Source organism: Pseudarthrobacter sp. rb (genome assembly GCF_056389225.1).
The window spans coordinates 63,100-83,400 of the sequence record NZ_JBWJAR010000008.1; the positions used below are offsets into that span (position 1 = coordinate 63,100).

The following is a 20,301-nucleotide window of genomic DNA, read 5'->3' on the forward strand; positions in this document are numbered from 1 at the left end:
CAGGCGCCGGGAATGGCATTTCCAGTGCCCGGGCCGGGGGATAATGGCGCGATGGGGAAATCAACAAAACTTTCGCTTGCCATAGCTGGACTCATCCTTGGTACCTCGCTGGTGGCCTGCGACGACGGAAAATCCGGGGCGGAAGCCGCGGCACAACAGCTTGCCGGCGCGGTTTCGGCGCTGGACGTAGGGTCTGTGGCTTTCGAAGGCAAGGATGCCGCCGCGGCCAACGACCAGCTGCACCAGGTCTTTGCCGGCCTGGACCCGCAAAAGCCCGAGGTCCAGCCCGGTGCCCTGACGCTGGAGGGAGACAAGGCGTCCGCGCCCTTGAACTACACCTGGAAATTCGGCGATGCCGAGTGGAAGTACACCATCGCGGCCAACTTCAAGAAGTCCGGTGACAAATGGCTCACCGTCTGGGACCCGGCCATCCTGGCGCCGGGCCTCGCGGACAGCGAGATTGTGACCAAGGGATCCCAGTCCCCCCAGCGCGCCGACATCCTTGGCGCCGGCGACGTCCCGCTGGTGACCTACCGTCCCGTGGTGAATGTGGGCATCGACAAGCCCCAGCTGGGCGCCGCAGATCCTGCCGATTCCGCCGGAAAGCTGGCAGCACTGGTAGGGGTGGACCCGGCCGCGTACGTGCAGCAGGTAAAGGCGGCCGGGGCGCAGGCCTTCGTTCCCGCGATCACGCTGCGTGAAGAAGGCCGGACCATTTCCGATGAGCAGATCCAGGCCATTCCCGGCGCCCGCGGCATTCCGGCATCAATCCCCCTGGCCCCGAGCAGGACGTTTGCCCGCGCAGTCCTTGGCTCGGTCGGCGAAGCCACCGCAGAACAGATCGACGCGTCGAAAGGTGCCCTGACCGCCGGCGACGTGACGGGCATCGGCGGGCTCCAGCAGCAGTATGATGAACAGCTTCGCGGATCAGACGCCGTCGTGATCCGCGCGCAGCGGGCAGACCTGACCCGGGAACAAATCCAGTCTGCGGGGACGGATCCCCGGCGGGTCCTTTTCCAGGTGGCGCCCAAGCCCGGGACGCCGTTGAAGACCACGCTCGATCCCCGTCTGCAGTCGCTGGCTGAAACCACCCTGGAAAAGGTGGGGCCGGCCTCGGCGATAGTGGCCCTCCGCCCCTCCACGGGCGCCGTTCTGGCAGCGGCCTCGGGGCCTGGCAGCAACGGTTACAACACCGCGATGCTGGGGCAGTACGCCCCGGGCTCCATTTTCAAGATGGTGGATTCCCTCGCCATGTTCCGCAACGGAATGACGCCGGATTCCACCGTACAGTGCACCCCAACGCTCGCTGTCGACGGACGGACCTTCAAGAACTCCGAAGGCTATCCCGAGACCTCCCTGGGCGCCGTCACGCTGCGGGACGCCTTTGCGCACTCCTGCAACACCGCCTTCATCTCGCAGCGCGACGCGGTTTCACAGGGCCAGCTTGAAGCGGCCGCCACGTCCATGGGTGTGGCCGTTGAGGCGCCCAAACTTGGTGCGGAGGCGTTCCTGGGGTCCGTTCCCGGCGAGGCCCAAGGCACGGAGCACGCAGCCTCCATGATCGGCCAGGGCAAGGTGCTGCTCTCTCCTTTGGCAGCAGCGATCATGGCCGGATCTGTCGCCAAGGGTGCTCCGGTCTCTGCCCAGCTTGTCCTGAATCCCGACGCCGGCGCTCCCGCCGCCGGGACAACGGCGGGATCCACTGCTCCAGCAGCCGAAGCGACGGCGACGGCCACGGCCGAGGCGCCCTCCACGGCGTCGGACAAGCCCATCACCGCAGCGGAGGCGGCCTTGCTGGCCGACATGATGCGCGCCGTGGTCACCTCCGGGCACGCAGGCTTCCTTTCCAGCGTCCCCGGTGCTCCGGTGGGAGCCAAGACCGGAACGGCCGAGTTCGGCACGGAGAACCCGCCCAAGACCCACGCCTGGATCGTGGCCGTCCACGGCGACCTCTCCGTGGCCGTCTTCGTCGAGGACGGCGGCCTGGGCGCCACCACCTCCGGCCCGCTCCTGAAGCAGTTCCTCACCGCCGCCGGCTAGGTACGGCATGGGAAGATTGACGGCGTGGCCCATATTGACGTTTCCGGCATTGACTACTTCCTCTCCGACGGCACCCAGCTCCTGAACGGGGTGACCTTCAAGGTTCCGGACGGGACCAAGACCGCCCTGATCGGTCCCAACGGGACAGGCAAGACAACCTTGTTCCGGATCATCGCGGGGGACCTGGTTCCGGACGAAGGGGTCATTGGCCGCTCCGGCAACATGGGCATCATGCGGCAGTTCGTGGGCCAGGTGCGGGACGGCTCCACCGTCCGGGACCTCCTGGTCTCTGCCGCTCCCCCGGCCCTGGCGGCCGCTGCCCGCGAGGTGGACGAGGCCGAACTGGCCATGCTGGAGCACGACGACGAACCCACCCAGATGCGGTACGCCCAGGCGATCGTGGACTGGGGCGATGCCGGCGGCTACGACGTCGAAACCGTCTGGGACGAGGTGTGCATGGCCGCGCTGGGGCTACCGTTTGACCGCGCGCAGCACCGCCCTGCGTCGACCCTTTCCGGCGGTGAGCAAAAGCGCCTGGTGCTGGAGGCACTTTTCGCCGGCCCGGATGACCTCCTGCTCCTGGACGAGCCGGACAACTACCTGGATGTCCCGGGCAAGCGCTGGCTCGAGGAAAAGCTGAATGAGTCGAAGAAGACGGTCTTCTTCATCAGCCACGACCGGGAACTGCTGAACAACGCTGCCGGCCGCATTGTCACCCTGGAGCCCGGAATCAACGGCGCTGCGGCCTGGATCCACGGTGGCGGCTTCGGCTCCTACGTGGAGGCCCGCGCGGACCGGAACGCGCGTTTCGAGGAGCTCCGCAAGCGCTGGGACGAGGAGCACATCAAGCTCAAGGAACTCGTCAACATGTACAAGAACAAGGCTGCCTTCCGCTCTGACATGGCCAATCGGTACCATGCGGCGCAGACCCGGCTGGCCAAGTTCCTGGAGGTGGGGCCGCCCGAGGCGCTCCCCATCGAGCAGAACGTCCAGATGCGGCTCAAGGGCGGCCGGACCGCCAAGCGGGCCATCGTGGCGGAAAGGCTGGAGCTGACCGGGCTGATGAAACCGTTCTCCACCGAAGTGTGGTTTGGTGACCGCGTGGGTGTGCTGGGCTCCAACGGCTCCGGCAAGTCGCACTTCCTGCGGCTGCTGGCCACCGGCGGCACCGACCCCGAACGCGAGCACCTGCCAGTCTCCGACGTGGAGATCGCCGAGGTGCCGCATGAGGGAACCGTGAAGCTTGGTGCCCGGATCCGGCCCGGATTCTTCGCCCAGACCCATGTCCGTCCGGACCTGTTGGGCAAGACGCTGCTGGAAATCCTGCACCGCGGGGATGAACACCGGTCCGGGCTGGGCCGTGAGGCGGCCGCCGGCGCGCTGGACGGCTACGGCCTGGCGGGGCAGTCGGAACAGAAGTATGAGTCCCTCTCCGGCGGCCAGCAGGCGCGGTTCCAAATTCTGCTCCTCCAGCTCAGCGGGGCCACACTGCTCCTGCTGGACGAGCCCACGGACAACCTGGACCTGCATTCGGCCGAGGCGCTGGAACGGGCCATCGACCATTTCGAAGGCACCGTCCTGGCGGTCACTCACGACCGCTGGTTTGCGCGGACATTCGACCGGTTCCTGGTGTTTGGCTCGGACGGGAAAGTTTACGAGTCTCCGGAACCGGTGTGGGACGAGCAGCGGGTAGAGCGCGCCCGCTAAACCCTCCATCTCCATGATCAATTGATCAAAAATTGATAGCATTTGATCATGAAGACGGATGAGCGGCACCGTGCCATAGCCGAGGTCCTCCGGCGGCAGTCAGAGGCAAGCGTGGAAGAGCTGATGCAAACGTGCGGCGCTTCCGGCGCGACCATCCGCCGCGACCTCGAAGTACTCGCCGGCCACGGCGTGCTGAGAAGGGTCCACGGCGGCGCCAGGAGCCTCATCGGGCAGGGGCAAAACCCTGGCTACGGCCAGCGCGAGCTGGAGGAGCAGGACGGCAAGAGCCGTGTCGCGGCTGCCGTCGCCGGCCTCCTGGCTGACGGCGAACACGTCTGGCTGGACAGCGGAAGCACAGCCACCGCGGTGGCCCGGGCCGTGGCCGGCAGGGAACTGACGCTGATGCCCATGTCCCTGCAGGCCCTTAACGCGGCGGCCGGGAGCGGTGGCGCCGATGGTTTACGCCCGGCACTGCTGTTGCCCGGGGGCAGCGTGGTGCCCGGTGAACTCTGCTTCCGCGGACCCCTGGCCGAGTCCAATATCAGGTCGCTTCGCTTTGACACCGCCGTGCTCACGCCCTGTTCCGTGGACGTCAAGGACGGACTCCTGGCCCACGACCTTGACGATGCTGCGGTCAAGACAGCCGGCCTGGAATCAGCAGCACGGGTGGTGGTGGCCGCCACGGCTGCAAAGTGGCAGGCGCATGCCAGGGTGCTCGTGGCCGCCCTGGACCGCGTGGACGTCATCGTGACAGACCGGACACTCAGCGCGCAGGACAAAGCCGAACTCGAAAAATACTCAGTGGAAGTAGTGAGCGTATGAGCACCAGCACCGGTACGGAACAGCAGGCAGGCCTGAAGGCTGCCGCTGTGGCAACGTTCGTGGTTTTCGGCATCAACGGGCTTGTTTTTGCCAGCTGGGCCGCCAGGATCCCTGCCGTCACCCAGACGCTGCAGATCACCTCCGGCCAAATGGGCACACTGCTGCTGTGCACAGCCGTGGGCTCCCTGCTCGCGCTGCCCACCGCCGGCCTGGTGGTGGGCAGGATAGGAACGGCCAACACGGTCCGCTTTGCCGGACTCCTGGCGGCGGCCGCGGGCGTGGGCATCGCCATGTCACTCCTGGCAACATCCATTCCCGGAACGGCCGTGTCACTGTTCTCCTTCGGCATTGGAATTGGCCTCTGGGATGTGGCGCAAAACATCGAAGGTGCTGACGTGGAGCACAAGCTCAGGCGCACCGTCATGCCCCAGTTCCACGCAGCCTTCAGTGGCGGCGCCTTCGTAGGCGCCCTGGTGGGAGCGGGGCTGTCAACCCTCGGCGTGGACCTGCCATTGCACCTCATGGTGATCGCATCCGTGGTGGTGCTGGTGGCGCTGACCGTGCCGCGCTACTTCCTCCCCCACATATCAACGGCCCCTGTGGACGGGGAGCCAAAACAAGCCAAGGGACCGTCCGCCTGGCGGGACAGCAGGACCCTGCTTATTGGTGTGGTGGTCCTCGGCGCCACGCTTACCGAAGGGGCCGGCAACGACTGGATCGCCAAGGCCTCGGTGGACGGGCTCGCAACCTCCGAATCCACCGGCGCCCTCATGTTCGCTTTGTTCGTCCTGGCCATGACAGCCATGCGGTTCCTCGGCGGCCGGGTCATCGACAAATATGGACGGGTAGCGGTACTGCGCGCCAGCATGGCCGCGGCGGCCGCAGGGTTGGGTCTCTTCGTGCTGGCAACCAACATCTGGCTGGCCGGGGTCGGTGCCGCACTGTGGGGAGTAGGTGCCGCCCTGGCCTTCCCCATGGGCATGTCCGCCGCGTCCGACGACCCGAAGCACTCAGCAGCGCGTGTCTCCGTAGTATCCACTTTGGGGTATATATCGTTCCTCGCGGGACCGCCCCTGCTCGGCTACCTCGGCGACCTGATCGGCATCCATACTTCGTTGCTGGCAATCATGGCACCCATCCTGTTGGCACTGCTCCTTGCGGGAGCTGCCAGGCCCCTGCCAGTTGAACCGGAGTCGGCTGAAGGGGAGTAGCCGTTGGGGTTAGGGTGATCACATGCAGAGCACCAGGCGCAGGGGCCGGACGTGGATCAGCCGCCTCGATAGATACCTTCTAGGGCATGTTTCCCGCTTGCCCGGAGGAAACCACGACGTCTTCTTCCGCCGCCTTTCCGCTTCAGCAAACCAGGGCAAGCTTTGGATAGGAACGGCAGCGGTCCTGGCGCTCTTCCCCGGCAAGACGCGGAGGGCGGCGGTGCATGGCCTGATCGCCCAGGGCGTGGCCTCCGCCGTCACCAACGTGGTCTTCAAGACACTGCTCCCCCGGACGCGTCCACTGCCCGAGCACCTGCCCGTCTTCCGCTTTGTGCACCCGCAACCCACGAGTTCCTCCATGCCGTCCGGACATTCGGCGTCAGCTGTGGCGTTCGCGGTGGGAGCCGGACTGGTGCGTCCGGCGCTGGGGGCCGCACTCGCGCCGGCAGCCCTAGGGGTGGCGTACTCGAGGGTCCACACCGGGGCGCACTGGCCTTCGGATGTCCTTTTCGGTTCGGCTCTGGGTGCTGGTGCTGCCCTGGTAACGCGCCACTGGTGGCCGGTCCGGCCACCCATTCCGCAGACCAGGCGTATGTGGACCACTGCCCCCGCCCTCCCGAACGGCGAGGGGCTCAGCATCGTGGTGAACACCCTCGGCGGCTCCTTTAAGGAGGAGACTGCATCAGCCCTCCAGGAAGTATTTCCAAAGGCGCATATAAATACTGTTCAGCCTGACGAGGACCTGGTGGAGCGCATCGCTGCCACTGCCGACTTTCCCGGGACCCGGGCCCTGGGTGTGTGGGGCGGGGACGGGACTGTGGGCGCGGCGGCTGCCGCCGCCGTCGAACGCAACATTCCCCTGCTGGTCCTGCCCGGCGGAACGCTCAACCACTTTGCGCGCGACGCGGGAACAGGAAGCCTGAAGGATGCGGTCGAGGCTGCGGGCAAGGGCGAGGCTGCCCTGGCGGACGTCGGCGTGGTCACTGTGGAACGCGGGCTGGCCGGAAACCCTGAGGTGTCGGAGCTGATCATGCTCAACACCTCCAGCGTGGGCCTCTACCCGAATTTTGTGCGCCGGCGGGAGCACCTGCAGCCGGCACTGGGGAAGCCGCTGGCCGGCGTCGTGGCCATGTTCCGGACGTTCGCGGCCGGCACCCCCATCACACTGACTGTGGACGGCGTCCGGCACAAAGTGTGGATCGCCTACCTGGGCCGGGGCCGCTTCTATCCGCGTGACCACGCTCCGTTGATCAGGCCCGTGATGGATGACGGGGTTCTGGACGTCCGCCTGATCACCGCTGATGAACGCTTTGCCCGGCTCCGCCTGCTCTGGTCCGTGCTGACGGGCACGGTGGCAAGCTCCGGGATCACGCACCTCCGGGAGGCAACGGAAGTGCGGATCGACGCCGGCGGCGCCCCCATGGCACTGGCTGTGGACGGAGAAGCGCTGGCGGGAGTCCGCAAAGTGGCCTATGGAGTACGTCCCCGGGCGCTGACCTACTACTCGCCCCGTCCGTAGCGGGGCCGGGGTGGAGAACTACCCTGATTCGCCCCTGAATCATCCCTGAGAAGCGGCGAAAAGCGGTGGCGGCCTCGGTACCGTGGGGAAGGTACCCGCACCCCACAACGTCTGCAGCCGTCCGCTGCCGTTCAAAGGATGATCCATGATCGAGGTAAACGGGCTGACCAAGGTCTACGGCGCCAAAACCGCCGTGGCCGGTGTCAGTTTCACCGTCCGGGCCGGGCAAGTCACCGGCTTCCTTGGCCCTAACGGGGCAGGAAAGTCCACCACCATGCGCATGATCATGGGGCTGGACCGGCCGACGTCGGGGTCTGCCACGGTGAACGGCCTGCCCTACGTCCAGCACAAGGCTCCCCTGCGGGAGGTGGGCGCCCTGCTTGATGCCAAGGCGGTACACACCAGCCGCAGCGCCTACAACCACCTGCTGGCCATGGCAGCCACCCACAGCATCCCCAAAGCCCGGGTGCACGAGGTAATCGAGATGACCGGACTGGAAGCGGTGGCGCGCAAGAAGGCCGGCGGGTTCTCGCTGGGCATGGGCCAGCGCCTTGGAATCGCGGCTGCCCTGCTGGGTGACCCGCAGACACTCATCCTCGACGAACCCGTTAACGGGCTGGACCCTGAGGGAGTGGTGTGGGTCCGCAACCTGGTTCGGTATCTAGCCGGGCAGGGGCGCACAGTGTTCCTCTCCAGCCACCTGATGAGCGAAATGGCTCAAACAGCCGACCACCTGATCGTCATTGGCCGCGGCCGGGTCATTGCTGACGCCCCGATCCAGGACATCATCACCGGTAAGGGCCAGTCCCGCGTCCGCGTCCGCACCGACCAGCCAGAGCGCCTCCACCAGCTGCTCACCGGACGGGGTGCTTCCATTGCCGTTCCGGAACGTGAACTGCTCGAGGTAACGGGCCTTGACCCGAAAACCATTGCGGCCGCGGCCCTGGAAAACCAGGTGATGGTGTATGAACTCACGCCGCTTGTTGCAAGCCTGGAGGAGGCGTATATGGAACTGACCAAGGAAGACGTCGAATACCACTCCCTGCCCGCTGCGGAGGTAAGCCACCCATGAGCTCCACGACCACTGAATCAATGCCCCCGCGCGAGCCGGCGCCCTCCGCTGCCGGGCACGCCGCCCGCAACGCCGGACGGTCCCTTCCCGGCCCCACCTTTGTCCGGGTCCTCAACTCTGAAGTTATTAAGTTCCGCAGCCTGCTCTCCACGCTGATCCTGCTCGCTTCCACCGCTGTGGTCATGGTTGGCTTCGGCGCCCTCTCAGCATGGGGGACGGGCCAGTTCGCCGATGCGGCCACCCGGGATCCGCAGGCCGCGGCCAGGATGGCGGCCCAGGGTGGAGACCTTGCCGTCAGCGTTCCCACGTCGGGCATCGCCTTTGCCCAGCTGATCCTGGGGTCCCTTGGCGTGCTCCTGATGAGCTCCGAGTTCACCACCGGCATGGCACGGTCCACCTTTGCTGCGGTGCCCCGACGCCTTCCCGCCTTCGCCGCCAAGCTGGTGGTGGTAATGGTGACGTCGTTCGCAGTCACTGCCGTCTCCACGTGGGTGGCGGGCCTGGCGGCGGTGCCGATCCTGGACAACTATGGGCTCAAGCTGGACGTGGGCAGTTCGCAGTCGGTGAAGCTCCTCCTGGTCAACAGCGTCTATGTGGCTGCCGTGGCTGCCATCGGTATGGCACTGGGCACGCTGATCAGGAATTCGGCCGGCGGCATCATGAGCCTGGTGGGCATTTTCTTCGTGGCACCCATTGCGTTCCAGCTGATTCCCGGGGACTTCTTCAAGGAGGCCCGCAAGTACCTGCCCGGCAATACCGTGGAGCCGCTGACAGCGGCCCAGCACGTTCCGGCTACCCTGGAGGCTTGGCAGGCAGGGCTGGTCCTGGGCGCCTGGGTGGTCATCCCGGTCCTGCTCGCAGCCGTCCTGCTGAAACGCCGGGACGTGTAGCCTCCCATCCTTCGCCACGCGCCCGCGCCGGGCGCGTGGTTTCGGGCACATTACAAATATGCCTGCAAGGCAACTTTTATTGCTCCTTGGTGTTTCCGCTTGGAGTGCTGTCCTGTTGGCGGGAATCAGATCTGTCGGACTGCACAAAGCAAGGCGCATAATGGCGGATCTAGGGTGAAACGACGATGTGGTGCATCACACGGTCCGCCGGGGTCCACCAAGGTACGTCGCTCAACCCATGATATTTCCCAACAGGACGGCGCTTCCATGCATGCTGACCAGCAACTTTCAAAGTCCCTGAAACCCAGGCACCTGTCCATGATCGCCATCGCCGGCGTCATTGGTGCAGGCCTTTTCGTCGGCTCGGGGGCGGCCATCCAGCAGGCCGGCCCGGGCATCCTCGTGGCGTACGCGGCCGCCGGCCTGGTGGTCATCCTGGTGATGCGCATGCTGGGTGAGATGGCCGCAGCCAACCCTGAGACAGGCTCCTTCTCCACCTACGCGGACAAGGCGCTGGGCCGCTGGGCAGGGTTCAGCATCGGCTGGCTCTACGCCTGGTTCTGGATCATCGTCCTGGGCATCGAGGCCACCGCAGGCGCTGCGATCATGCACCGTTGGGTGCCGGGCATCGACCAGTGGGTGTGGGCCCTTGTCCTCATGGTGCTGCTGACGCTCACCAACCTCGGTTCCGTGAAGTCCTACGGGGAGTTCGAGTTCTGGTTCGCGTCCATCAAGGTCGCGGCCATCGTCCTCTTCCTCATTTTTGGCGTCGCCGCCATCCTCGGCCTCATCCCCGGCGTCCCCGCACCCGGCCTGAGTAACCTGGTCAACAACGGTGGGTTCATGCCCAATGGCCCGGGAGCCGTCCTGGCCGGCATCCTCGTGGTGGTCTTCTCCTTCTTCGGCGCAGAGATCGCCACCATCGCGGCCGGTGAGTCCGAAAACCCCGTGGACGCCGTGAAGAAGGCCGTGAAATCCACCGTCTGGCGCATCCTGGTCTTCTACATCGGCTCCATCGCCATCGTGGTCACGCTGCTTCCGTGGAACTCCGCCTCCGTGGCCAAGAGCCCCTACGTTGCCGTCATCGAACTGTTCGGTATCCCCGGCGCCGGAACCATCATGGACGTCGTGGTCCTCACCTCCGTGCTGTCATGCCTGAACTCCGGCCTCTACACGGCCAGCCGCATGCTGTTCTCACTCTCCACCCGCGGTGACGCGCCCCGCGCCTGGACCCGCATCTCCCGCCGCGGTGTCCCCGCCGCCGCCGTGCTGGCCTCCACCGTGGTGGGCTTCGTGACGGTGGGCCTGAACTACATTGCCCCGGACACCGTTTTCCTCTTCCTGGTCAACACCTCCGGCGCCATTGCCCTGTTCGTGTGGCTGGTCATCTCGGCCTCGCAGCTGGTCCTCCGCCGTCGGATGGGTGCCGCAGCCAAGGACCTGCAGCTGAAGATGTGGCTGTTCCCCTACCTCACCTGGGCGGCGATCATCAGCATTGTGGCTCTGCTCATCGGCATGGTGATCGTGGAATCCACCCGTGAATCCCTGCTGCTTTCGCTGGCATTGGCCGCCGTAGTGGTGGCAGTGGGCGTGCTCCGCTACCGGCGGAAGGGCGCAGCAGCCGCCGGACAGCCCGCAGTAGCAGCCGAGGCAGCCCCGGCTCCCGCGGAGTAGGCGCGGCGCTAGACTCGGGACCATGCCTTTGCCTTCCTCTGCCGCAGACCACATCCAGGACCTTGGCGCGTATGTGAGCGCATCGCCGTCGAGCTTCCACGCTGCGCATGAGGGGAGCCGGCGGCTGGAGGAAGCCGGATTCGTCCGCCTGGATGAACGGCAGCCGTGGGAGGGTGGCGCCGGATCATTCTTCGTGATCCGCGATGGTGCCCTGATCGCGTGGGTGGTCCCGGACGGTGCGGGACCGGCCACGGGGTTCAACATCCTCGGCGCGCACACCGATTCGCCGTCGTTCAAACTCAAGCCCAAACCCACCACCGGCGCCCACGGCTGGCTGCAGGCCGGAGTGGAGATTTACGGTGGACCGCTGCTGAATTCCTGGCTGGACCGCGAGCTCCGGCTCGCGGGCCGGCTGGTGATGCTCGATGGCACGGAGCACCTCGCCGCCACCGGACCGCTGCTGCGCTTCCCGCAGCTGGCCATCCACCTGGACCGGGCGGTGAACGAGGGTCTCACCCTGGATAAGCAGCGGCACATGAACCCCGTCTGGGGCCTGGGGAACCCCACGGATTCGGACCTGCTGGGTGTGCTGGCAGCTTCGGTTGCCGGCACATCCGTCGATCCGGGGCAGATCGGCGGGTACGACGTCGTCATTGCGGACACGCAGGCACCGGCAGTTTTCGGGGGCAAGGGGGAGTTCTTCGCGTCCGGGCGGCTGGACAACCTTTCGGCCACGCACGCCGGCCTGGCGGCACTGATTGCCCATGCCGGCTCCGCCGGCACCGGCGGCCCCATTGCGGTGCTCGCTGCCTTCGACCACGAGGAAATCGGGTCCAACTCCCGCTCCGGTGCCTGCGGGCCCATCCTGGAAGACATCCTGGTGCGCATCTCCGCCGGCCTGGGTGCAACGGTGAGCCAGCGGCGGCAGGCCCTGGCGGCGTCGTTCTGCCTCTCTGCCGACGCCGGCCACGCAGTGCATCCCAATTACCCCGAGCGGCATGATCCCGCCAACCACCCCGTGCTGAACGGCGGCCCGCTGCTGAAGATCAATGCCAATCAGCGCTACGCCACGGATGCCTTCGGTGCGGCCTTCTGGGCGCGGCTCTGCGGCGAAACCGGGGTGCCGTACCAGGAGTTCGTCTCCAACAACGTGATGCCCTGCGGCTCCACGATCGGCCCGCTCACGGCCACCCGGCTCGGGATCCGCACCGTGGACGTGGGCGTGCCGCTGCTGTCCATGCACTCAGCCCGCGAGCTGTGCGGCGTGGAGGATCCCCTTCGCCTCGCAGCCGTCACGGAGCTGTTCTTCCGGACCGTGGCGTAGTTCTAACGAACCCTGCCAAAGTTAAATGACCCGTGGTCTATCTCATGGGCAGGAACGCCGACCCAGGTTTCTCCGTCAGGGACGTTGCTGAGGACCGCAGCGCCCATTCCGATCGTCGCATAGTCTCCCACTGATGTCCGGTCCCGAACGCTGGAATTCAACCCCAGGTAGGCGCCCTTGCCAACCCTGACTCCGCCGCCCAGCGAAACTCCAGCGGCGAACGTAGCAAAGTCGGATATGTCGTCGTCGTACGAAAACGTAACTGACGGCATGGCCACTACGTGGGAACCCAAGGTAACGGCGGCAGTGAGGGTAACGTTCCGCAGCAGGATGCTGCCCCGCCCCACCCGGCACCCTTCGGGGTACTGGACAGAGGGATCCACGGCCGTGGCGTACCGGGACTCGCTGATTCCCAGTGATGCCAGCCGTGCAACCACAGCTTCACGTTCCTTGCTGGCCATTATGCACACCAGCATGAAGGCGTGTGTGTAGTTGGAAGCTTCACCAATGCTGCCCAGGACAGGGGCGCCGTCCACCGTGACACCGGCCATCTCCCTGTCGTCGTCGAGCAAGCCGACGACGTCATACTGCCCGCTGCTGCGAACCATTGCGAGGACTTCGCGGGCGAGGCCTGTTGCTGCGACCAGTATCAGCTCGCTCACATGCCCACCGGAGATGCTGTGTTCCGGATGGCATTAATGACGCGATTGATGCTGGTGGCATCCAATTCGTGAAATACCGGCAGGACCAAGGTCCGGTCACTGAGCCGCTCAGTGTAGTGAAGGCGTGTGTTGCCAGTATCCCGCCACCTGTAGGCAGGCTGGCGATGGGCAGCGTAGGCTCCCCGCCGCGCAGTTACTCCGGCCTCTGCCAGTCTTTCCAGCAATAATTCACGCGTAGCCGGGAATGCTGGGAGGACCTCCATCCAAAGGGACTGGAAGTTCGTGGTGCCATAGGGAGGATCCGACACAAACCGCAAGCCGTCCAACCCTGACAGTGCGTCTGTATAGATGCCCGCGATCCTCCGCCGGCGTTCCACCATGGCTGGAAGTCGCCGCAACTGACAGAGCCCGATCGCTGCCTGCAGGTCTGTCATCTGGTAATCGAAACCTATTTCCAGGCACACCTCCCGGGGAGGGACGGGCCGATCCTTGTTCTCAAGCGCCAGGTTGCTGGCGTGCCCCCGCAAAGCCCGGGCACGGGCAGCCCAATCGGCCCGGCGGGTGGTGAGCATCCCGCCCTCGCCGGTGGTGAGTATGTGATCCGGATGGAATGACCACACAGTAACGTCGGATCCAATCCCCACGGGTTTTCCCCGGTAGAGCGACCCGGCCGCACAAGCAGCATCTTCAATCAGTGTGATTTCATGTCGGCTGCAAAGGTCCCGGATGGGGTCAAGATCTACAGGGACACCGGCTTGGTCCACTACGATCACCGCGCGGGTGTCCAGAGTAAGCGCAGCATGGACGGTTTCTGCTGTGACGTTTCCGGTGGCAGGGTCAACGTCGCAAAATACAGGCCGCGCCCCTACGTAGGTGACTGCGTTCGCCGTGCCCACGACCGAAAGTGACGGGACCACCACATCGTCACCCGGGCCTATGCCGGCCACCACCAGGGCGAGATGGAGGGCCGTCGTGCAACTTGAAGTTGCAACGGCAAAGCGGGCCCCTTGGGCGGCCGCGAAAGCTCCCTCGAACTCCCTGACTTTCCTACCTTGGGTAAGGCAACCGGAATGAACCACGTCAGTCAGGGCATCGGCTTCCTCTTGCCCAAGCCACGGCTTCACGACTTCTATCCTGGCAACTACTGACTCAGTAGCCACAAGACACCAACTTTCTTTGGAGGAGCAGGACGAAGATAATCGATGCCTTTACGTAGACCACAAGATGCTCTGGGACCAGTTCCCGGCGAGATCGCCGGGACGTTCCTGAAGCGGTGCCACAACTCCGGCTATCTGTCCATCAAGGCTCCTGCTCCGCGCAACGGCTTCCAGCAATGCCAGGACCCTCAGACCTGGAAGGTGAGGGGCATAGCCGTCCCTTTGGCGTTGGATACGGCTTGAAAACTCAGCCGCCAGGCGCTCCATGGTTTGTTGCTCAACGGTCAACAGGGTTCCGTCTTCGCCCAGCAATTGGAGAAGGTCTGGTTCCGGGAAAAACGGGGCGGTCAGTTTCTGCTGCGCAGGCGAGTTGGGATCATAGACGCGCAGTCGTTCCTTGTGCTGCTTGGCGTCCCATACCAGCGTGAGCCGGGTACCGGCTATCACGAGTTGGTGGCTTTTCGCCCGGCCGAGCCTATTGACATGAAGGTGGACGGGGGCGTCGTTGGGAAGCCTGAAGCAGATATGGCCCACACAGTCCCGTCCGGTCCCGAGGGGATCGCCGCCGAAGGCCGAGACGTCCAGGGGGGCCAGGCCTTCCGGCAGTATCTGGTCCAGGATGGAGAAGTCACTGGGCGCGAGATCCCAGAAGACATCCCGCTCCGTCTTCATCACGTTGGTTTCGGAGATGAGGGCTTCGACAAACAGGATTTCGCCCAGTGAACCACTATCCATTAACTTTTTGATTTTTTGAGTGGCAGGCTCAAAGGAATGGGGATGATCGGCCATCAGGACAAGGCCGCCCATTTTCGCTTCTGAGACCATCTCCTGGCCGTGTGCCAGGCTGTCTGCGAGGGGCTCCTCCACCAGGACATGCTTGCCAGCACGCAATGCGGTCATGGCGGTTCCATGGCGGGCGCCCAGCGGGGTGGCAATGGCGGCAGCATCCACGTCAACGCTGTCCAGCAGCTCATCTATCGTCTCGAAACAGGCGACGTCCCCAAGTTTCGCGGCAAGTCTGCCGGCGCGGTCACCGTCCGCATCGCATATGGCTGCCACTTCCCACCCGGGACAGGTGTGGAAGGCCCTCGCCAGAGCGGCACCCCGGGATCCGGCGCCTACTACGGCCATTCCCAACCGGCTTGCGGGCTGGTTGTCCAAGCCGAAATTGTGTGCCAGAGCATTCATCTCGTCCTCTTCCTGCTTGAGTTCTTAGTACGCGCCGGAAGGCTGAACAACGGCGCGGAACGTCCGCCACAGGATCAGCAGGTCCCCCGCGATTGACCAGTTTTCGACGTAGTACAGATCCAGCCGTACGGCTTCATCCCACGAAAGGTCCGAGCGGCCGTTGATTTGCCAGAGCCCCGTCAGGCCCGGCTTGATAAGGAGGCGCCGGTGAGTGTGCCGCTCATACGCACTGACCTCGCTGGCGAGGGGAGGGCGTGGCCCTACCAGGCTCATGTCGCCGACCAGCACGTTCCAAAGTTGCGGCAATTCATCCAGCGAAAACTTACGCATCCAACGTCCGCATTTGGTGACCCGCGGATCGTTGTGCATCTTGAAGAGCACGCCTGCGCCCTCATTGTTCTTGGTCAGGGTTGCCAGACGTTCCTCGGCATCGACCACCATGGACCGGAATTTGTACATTCCGAACGTCTTTCCGTCCTTTCCGATGCGCTCTTGGCGGAACAGGACCGGGCCGGCGCTGTCGTTCCTGACGATGAAGGCCAGGAGTAACAGAAGCGGTGACAAGACGAGGAGTGCGCTACCGGCAAGTGCCACGTCCACCACCCGCTTGAGGATGTGCCTTCCGCCTGAATACTGAGGGATATCAACGTGCATGAGCGGCAGCCCCTCGACAGGGCGCCAATGGATACGGGGCCCCGCCACGTTCGTCAGGGTGGCTGCCAGTACCATCTCCGCTGAACACTCCTCCAGCCTCCATCCCAGTTCCCGGATGAATCTGTTGCCGCCTGGGAGAGGTCCGGCGATAATCACAGCATCTGCCGTAGCAAGCCTTGCTGTCCGCGGAATATCATCAGTGGACGAAAGGACAGGGACTAGTTGGTTGTCCACCCTGAGCCTTGCACCCCGCCTGGAACCAGGAAGGCAAACTCCGAGGATTTCGTAGACAGGGCCCGACTTCTTCTCGATTTGATGGACCACATAGCGGACATCCTCGGGTTCGCCGACGACGATGGCCCGCGACAGGTGCCGTCCCTTTGCCTTTTCGGTCGCCAGTCGGCGTCGAAACACCCAACGGTTGGCTGTAAGTGCAACGATCCCTACTGGCATGGAAACCGTGGCCAGGGCGGCGCCACCTTGGATGGAGAAAATGACGGCGGCCAAAGCAAGAAAACCAAAGACGCGGAAAGTAGCCCCGGCTACGCGTTTGTATTCGTCAGCCCCGACTCCCAGAACCTTGGGATCCCTTGTCCGCTGAATTTCCAATGCGGCAATCCAAATCAATGCCACTGCTGCAGTGGCAACGGCTCCAGCTCTGGACCCGTCCCGGAACAACCCGCGGTTGGCCAGGTCAGAGCCCAGCATCACGGCGCCTGTCACCAATATGGAGTCAGTGATCCTCAAAAGATTGATGTGGGTTGCTATCCAGTCGGCAGACGCTTTCCGTCCCTTGGCTGGTACGGCCAGCAGGCCGGCAGGCTGTGCTGATCCTGCGGAAATACCGTCGGGAGAATAATCGCTTTGAAGGTTCCCGGCATAAAGGGGACGCCCAGCCCTCTTATAGGGCATCGGGTTCCGTTCCCGGGTAATAGGTACTTCAGCCATCGTGGCCCCTAACGGTATGTTCACCGGTGATGTGACTTTGACGCAAAACTAGCTGGGGAGAGCAGCATGCGCCGGGTTTTGGCAGGTTCCCTGTGGATCCTGCGACGGTATGTTGTGGGAAATGCGGGGACCTGCAGGGCGGCGCCCGGACCTACAGGACAGGCAGGACGTATGGCTCGGGCAGCGACTTGGCTTTCCCGGACGCAAGTGCAGTCAGTTGGGCCCGTGACTCGACGCCGAGTTTGCGATAGATGGCGGTAAGACGCACTTCCACAGTCCTTACTGAAACGAACAATGTGGCTGCAATTTCCTTGTTCCGCATACCCCTTGCAACCATGTTTGCCAGCACCCTTTCATGGTCGGCGAGCAGGAGTAGGGCAGGGTTGCCTTGTGGTCCTGGTGCCTCCACCCGTTCGTCGAGCAGGAGGGCATCAACCTGCTGCAGCCATGCATTGGCCCCGATTTCATCGAATATGACCTTCGCCCGCATCATTTCGTCCCGGGCATCCCGCAATCTGCCCAGGGCCTTGAGCCGTTCGGCGTAGCACAACATTGTCCTGGCGCGCTCCAGCAAAGACTCATGCCGGTTCCGGTTCTCGAGCGCCTGCGCAAATAGCTGGAGCGACTGTTCACCGTCCGCCAACATAGCGCGGCAGCGGGCAACTGCTGCCATTAACCAAGGGGAGCGGAGCCCCACGGAGCGGCTTTCCAGGCTTGCAAGAGCTTGGGTAGCTTCCCGGTGGCGTCCCAGCCGAACCAGGACCTCCACGAGATCCGCATCGCAGCGGAGCAGGGTGGGATTGTTGAACCGCACGCCAATCTCGGCAGCGCGGGAAAGCTGGGCAAGTGATTCTGCAAGGTCGCCCCGAAGCAATGCGAAGTGCCCCTGCCACGAGGCAAGCTGGGCAGTGACGGCGGCATGGCTCTCAACGCCGGCGTGGCGCTGCGCTTCTTTCGCGCAGGTCCGGGCCATTGGCTCATCACCCAGCGCGTGGGCCCGCCATGCCCGGAGGACATGGAGCATCCCCCGGTGGTAACTGGATCCCGGCTCGCGCAGTGCAAGTTCGTCGACCAGCTTGACGGCAGTCCGAACGTTTCCTGCCCTGATTTCGTTGTCTGCCGCGAGGAAGAGGGCTGTCTCGCGCCAATTGCAGTGCGCGTCTGTTGCGGATGACCGCACCCTCGCGAAGATTTCCTGCGCCTCACTGTGCCTTTCGGCGTAGCTGAGGGCGCGGCCACGAACCAGCAGGCCCGCGATGGTGTTGTCACCGTCAGGGTTGTTTCTGTGCCTAGCAGGCTCCGGCTCTCCGCCAATACTTTCGGCGAGCATCCTCGCACGCTGGGTGATCTCCAGGCATTCAGCGGAAGCAGAATCCTCGAACTCCCGTGCCTGGCACAGGATTTCCCTCGTGTCCGCGAGTTCCCACCGCTCCGCATAATAGACGGCGGCGGCGGCCAGCAGATTGGCTGCAAAGGAAGGATCATACTGGCCGAATTCCTTCACCAGACGCAAAACCATGGCAGACCGGATGGCTGAACCTTGGATGAAACCGATTTCGAAAGAAAGCCCAGTCAAACGCAGGATGAGGGCCGGATTTCGGGTTATCCGTTGTGCCCACTCCAGGTAGCGCTTGGCGTAGACAAACTCGCCACGGTTGAACAACAGCTCAGCCACAGTGGAAAGACGGGCAGCGGTTTCCGCCTCCCAGGGATTGATGCTTAATGCTCGCTCAACGTATTCGACAGCAAAGGGAACTTCTCCCGCCCTTATGAGGTCGACCGCATGGCGCAGCAAGCCGAAGGGTGTTTGCCGTTCCAGGGCCGTGAAACTGAGATGCCACCGTCGTGCGTAGGGATCTGTGGCTTCCGAGGCTTCCGCGAGTGCCCTGTGACTGGAGGTGCGAACCGCAGGTGTCATCGATCCGAAGATGTAGCCGCGAAGCAGTTGATCGCGTATACCTACACAGGACCCCGTCCGCTGCACCAGTCCGCGGCCCAACAGCTCTTCCACTGCGGCCCAGACGTTGGGGTTGACCCTCTCGATGGCGGATATATCGCTTCGAAACGACAGGGACAGGAGATCCAGGACGCTGCGGGCAGCTGCTGTAAGTCCTCCTACGGCGAAGGCGAATTCAGCTTCGAAGCTGCCTTTGCAGGGCAGGGGAACAGGGAGGGCAAACTTGCCCTCCGCCTGGCGCTCCAGCAACTGGTTGTAAAGTTCGACGGCGGCGAGCGGGTTTCCGCGGCTGGCACCGGCGACTGCGTGGGCAGCGGCGTTGGCACCCTGGCTGACCGGAAGGGCCTCGAGCATTTTCACGGTGTCGCTGTAGCTCAGGGGTTGAAGGGTAAGGACGGGCAGTCCCGAAAATGGGCTGTCGGGAATGTCCTCCCTCAGGCAGACAATAAGTGCAATATCCGTCCCTGCAAGGCGGCGGGCGAGGAAACCAATCACTGCCTGGCTGCTTGGGTCCAGTTGGTCTGCGTCGTCGATGACAACCACGGTCCTGGAAGAAGAGCGCTGGTGCAGGCCCCTGAGCAGCAGGGCGGATATCGCCGGCGCATCCAGGGTCCCGGGCGTATCGCGGAGGATTTGGTCTGCGATCCCGTTAAGGACAGGATCATCCATGGCATTCAGGAGCGCGGTCAGCCCCGACATTGGCCATGCGGACTCGAATGCGCTGGCTCCGAGAAAGACGGTCCGGTAGTCGGAAAGATGCGGGATTTCGGAAACCAGTGCAGTCTTGCCGATCCCGTGGAAGCCAATCACGGCAAGGGCAGCATCCTTCGGCCCCCTGATCACGGAGAGGAGCCTGTCCAACTCCCTGTTGCGTCCTGCCAGTGACATGGGTCCCCAATTCTCGAAGAAGGAGACCAGCATTCTTTCGGTTTTAGTAGTTACAGATCCTTATGCGCCGGCCCGCGATTATGCTAATAATCTTGAGGTCGGCATGCAGGGGGCTTATCGCCTCCAGCACGGTACCCAGCCGTAAATGAGAATATAGCGGGAAATCAGAAGGTGGCGCCATACAAAGTTCGCTTGGATTTCATCAAGATCGCCCCTTATTTTCATCAAGACGGGCGGCTTGCCCCCTAGCTACCTAATGGCCAGGACGAGCTCCCTCCCCTACCTAACGGCTGCCATCGCTGCACTGCCCCCATACTTACGTAGTCCGAGGCCCTTGAGTCCGTAAAAGCGAGTACTCACTACTCGTGATGCCCACTCTGGGGCGGCGTATGCTCTCCAAACGGCCACAAGCCACGGTTGTGTTGCCGGCATTGGCGGCCAAAGTGGGAGTATGCACTCCCTTGCCAGCACATACGGCTCGGTGTGAAACGGACGTTTTTAAAGGGGTAAGTGAATTGTCGATATCTCCCGGCCTTCCGGATTCGGACGCCCACTCCGATGGGTCCGGCAAATTCATGCCTACAGCGG

At 64.0% G+C, this 20,301-nt stretch carries 14 protein-coding genes; 9 read left to right on the plus strand and 5 right to left on the minus strand.

The annotated features are described in order from the left end of the window. The first annotated feature begins 51 nt into the window (after positions 1-51). From ACWRN3_RS12460 to ACWRN3_RS12500, 9 genes are all read left to right on the plus strand, one after another. Positions 52-2,040, plus strand: coding sequence for a penicillin-binding transpeptidase domain-containing protein (locus tag ACWRN3_RS12460; RefSeq protein ID WP_476740805.1), 1,989 nt, complete (start codon positions 52-54; stop codon positions 2,038-2,040). 24 nt (positions 2,041-2,064) lie between these two features. Next, a complete protein-coding gene (locus tag ACWRN3_RS12465) occupies positions 2,065-3,747 on the plus strand; it encodes an ABC-F family ATP-binding cassette domain-containing protein (protein WP_476740806.1) in 1,683 nt (560 codons plus the stop codon). Between the two features lie 48 nt (positions 3,748-3,795). Then, positions 3,796-4,569: a DeoR/GlpR family DNA-binding transcription regulator gene (locus ACWRN3_RS12470; RefSeq protein WP_476740807.1), complete on the plus strand. Its 774-nt coding sequence runs from the start codon at positions 3,796-3,798 to the stop codon at positions 4,567-4,569. Then, entirely contained in the window at positions 4,566-5,780 is a 1,215-nt protein-coding gene (locus tag ACWRN3_RS12475) for an MFS transporter (RefSeq protein WP_476740808.1), read from the plus strand. The genes ACWRN3_RS12470 and ACWRN3_RS12475 overlap by 4 nt, the downstream gene beginning before the upstream one ends. Positions 5,781-5,802: 22 nt before the next feature. Then, positions 5,803-7,299, plus strand: a complete 1,497-nt coding sequence (locus tag ACWRN3_RS12480; protein WP_476740809.1) for a phosphatase PAP2 family protein — start codon at positions 5,803-5,805, stop codon at positions 7,297-7,299. A gap of 145 nt (positions 7,300-7,444) precedes the next feature. Next, positions 7,445-8,371 (plus strand): ABC transporter ATP-binding protein, encoded by a 927-nt coding sequence (locus tag ACWRN3_RS12485; protein ID WP_476740810.1) that lies wholly within the window; start codon positions 7,445-7,447, stop codon positions 8,369-8,371. Next, a complete protein-coding gene (locus tag ACWRN3_RS12490) occupies positions 8,368-9,261 on the plus strand; it encodes an ABC transporter permease (RefSeq protein ID WP_476740811.1) in 894 nt (297 codons plus the stop codon). The genes ACWRN3_RS12485 and ACWRN3_RS12490 overlap by 4 nt, the downstream gene beginning before the upstream one ends. Positions 9,262-9,528: 267 nt before the next feature. Next, positions 9,529-10,935 (plus strand): amino acid permease, encoded by a 1,407-nt coding sequence (locus ACWRN3_RS12495; RefSeq protein ID WP_476740812.1) that lies wholly within the window; start codon positions 9,529-9,531, stop codon positions 10,933-10,935. A gap of 22 nt (positions 10,936-10,957) precedes the next feature. Beyond that, positions 10,958-12,259, plus strand: a complete 1,302-nt coding sequence (locus tag ACWRN3_RS12500; protein ID WP_476740813.1) for a M18 family aminopeptidase — start codon at positions 10,958-10,960, stop codon at positions 12,257-12,259. Positions 12,260-12,261: 2 nt separating this feature from the next. Here the strand turns inward: ACWRN3_RS12500 and ACWRN3_RS12505 are convergent, their stop codons facing one another. The 5 genes from ACWRN3_RS12505 to ACWRN3_RS12525 all read right to left on the minus strand — a co-directional run bounded on the left by ACWRN3_RS12505 (position 12,262) and on the right by ACWRN3_RS12525 (position 19,713). Continuing rightward, positions 12,262-12,921, minus strand: a complete 660-nt coding sequence (locus ACWRN3_RS12505) for a NeuD/PglB/VioB family sugar acetyltransferase (RefSeq protein ID WP_476740814.1) — start codon at positions 12,919-12,921, stop codon at positions 12,262-12,264. Beyond that, on the minus strand, positions 12,918-14,045 hold the full coding sequence (locus ACWRN3_RS12510; RefSeq protein WP_476740815.1) for a DegT/DnrJ/EryC1/StrS family aminotransferase: 1,128 nt from the start codon (positions 14,043-14,045) through the stop codon (positions 12,918-12,920). Before ACWRN3_RS12510 ends, ACWRN3_RS12505 begins: the two co-directional genes overlap by 4 nt. Positions 14,046-14,129: 84 nt before the next feature. Continuing rightward, positions 14,130-15,266, minus strand: coding sequence for a Gfo/Idh/MocA family protein (locus tag ACWRN3_RS12515; RefSeq protein WP_476740816.1), 1,137 nt, complete (start codon positions 15,264-15,266; stop codon positions 14,130-14,132). 24 nt (positions 15,267-15,290) lie between these two features. Next, complete coding sequence (locus ACWRN3_RS12520; RefSeq protein WP_476740817.1) at positions 15,291-16,868, minus strand: sugar transferase; 1,578 nt, start codon at positions 16,866-16,868, stop codon at positions 15,291-15,293. A gap of 151 nt (positions 16,869-17,019) precedes the next feature. Further along, on the minus strand, positions 17,020-19,713 hold the full coding sequence (locus ACWRN3_RS12525; protein ID WP_476740818.1) for a helix-turn-helix transcriptional regulator: 2,694 nt from the start codon (positions 19,711-19,713) through the stop codon (positions 17,020-17,022). Positions 19,714-20,301: the final 588 nt, after the last annotated feature.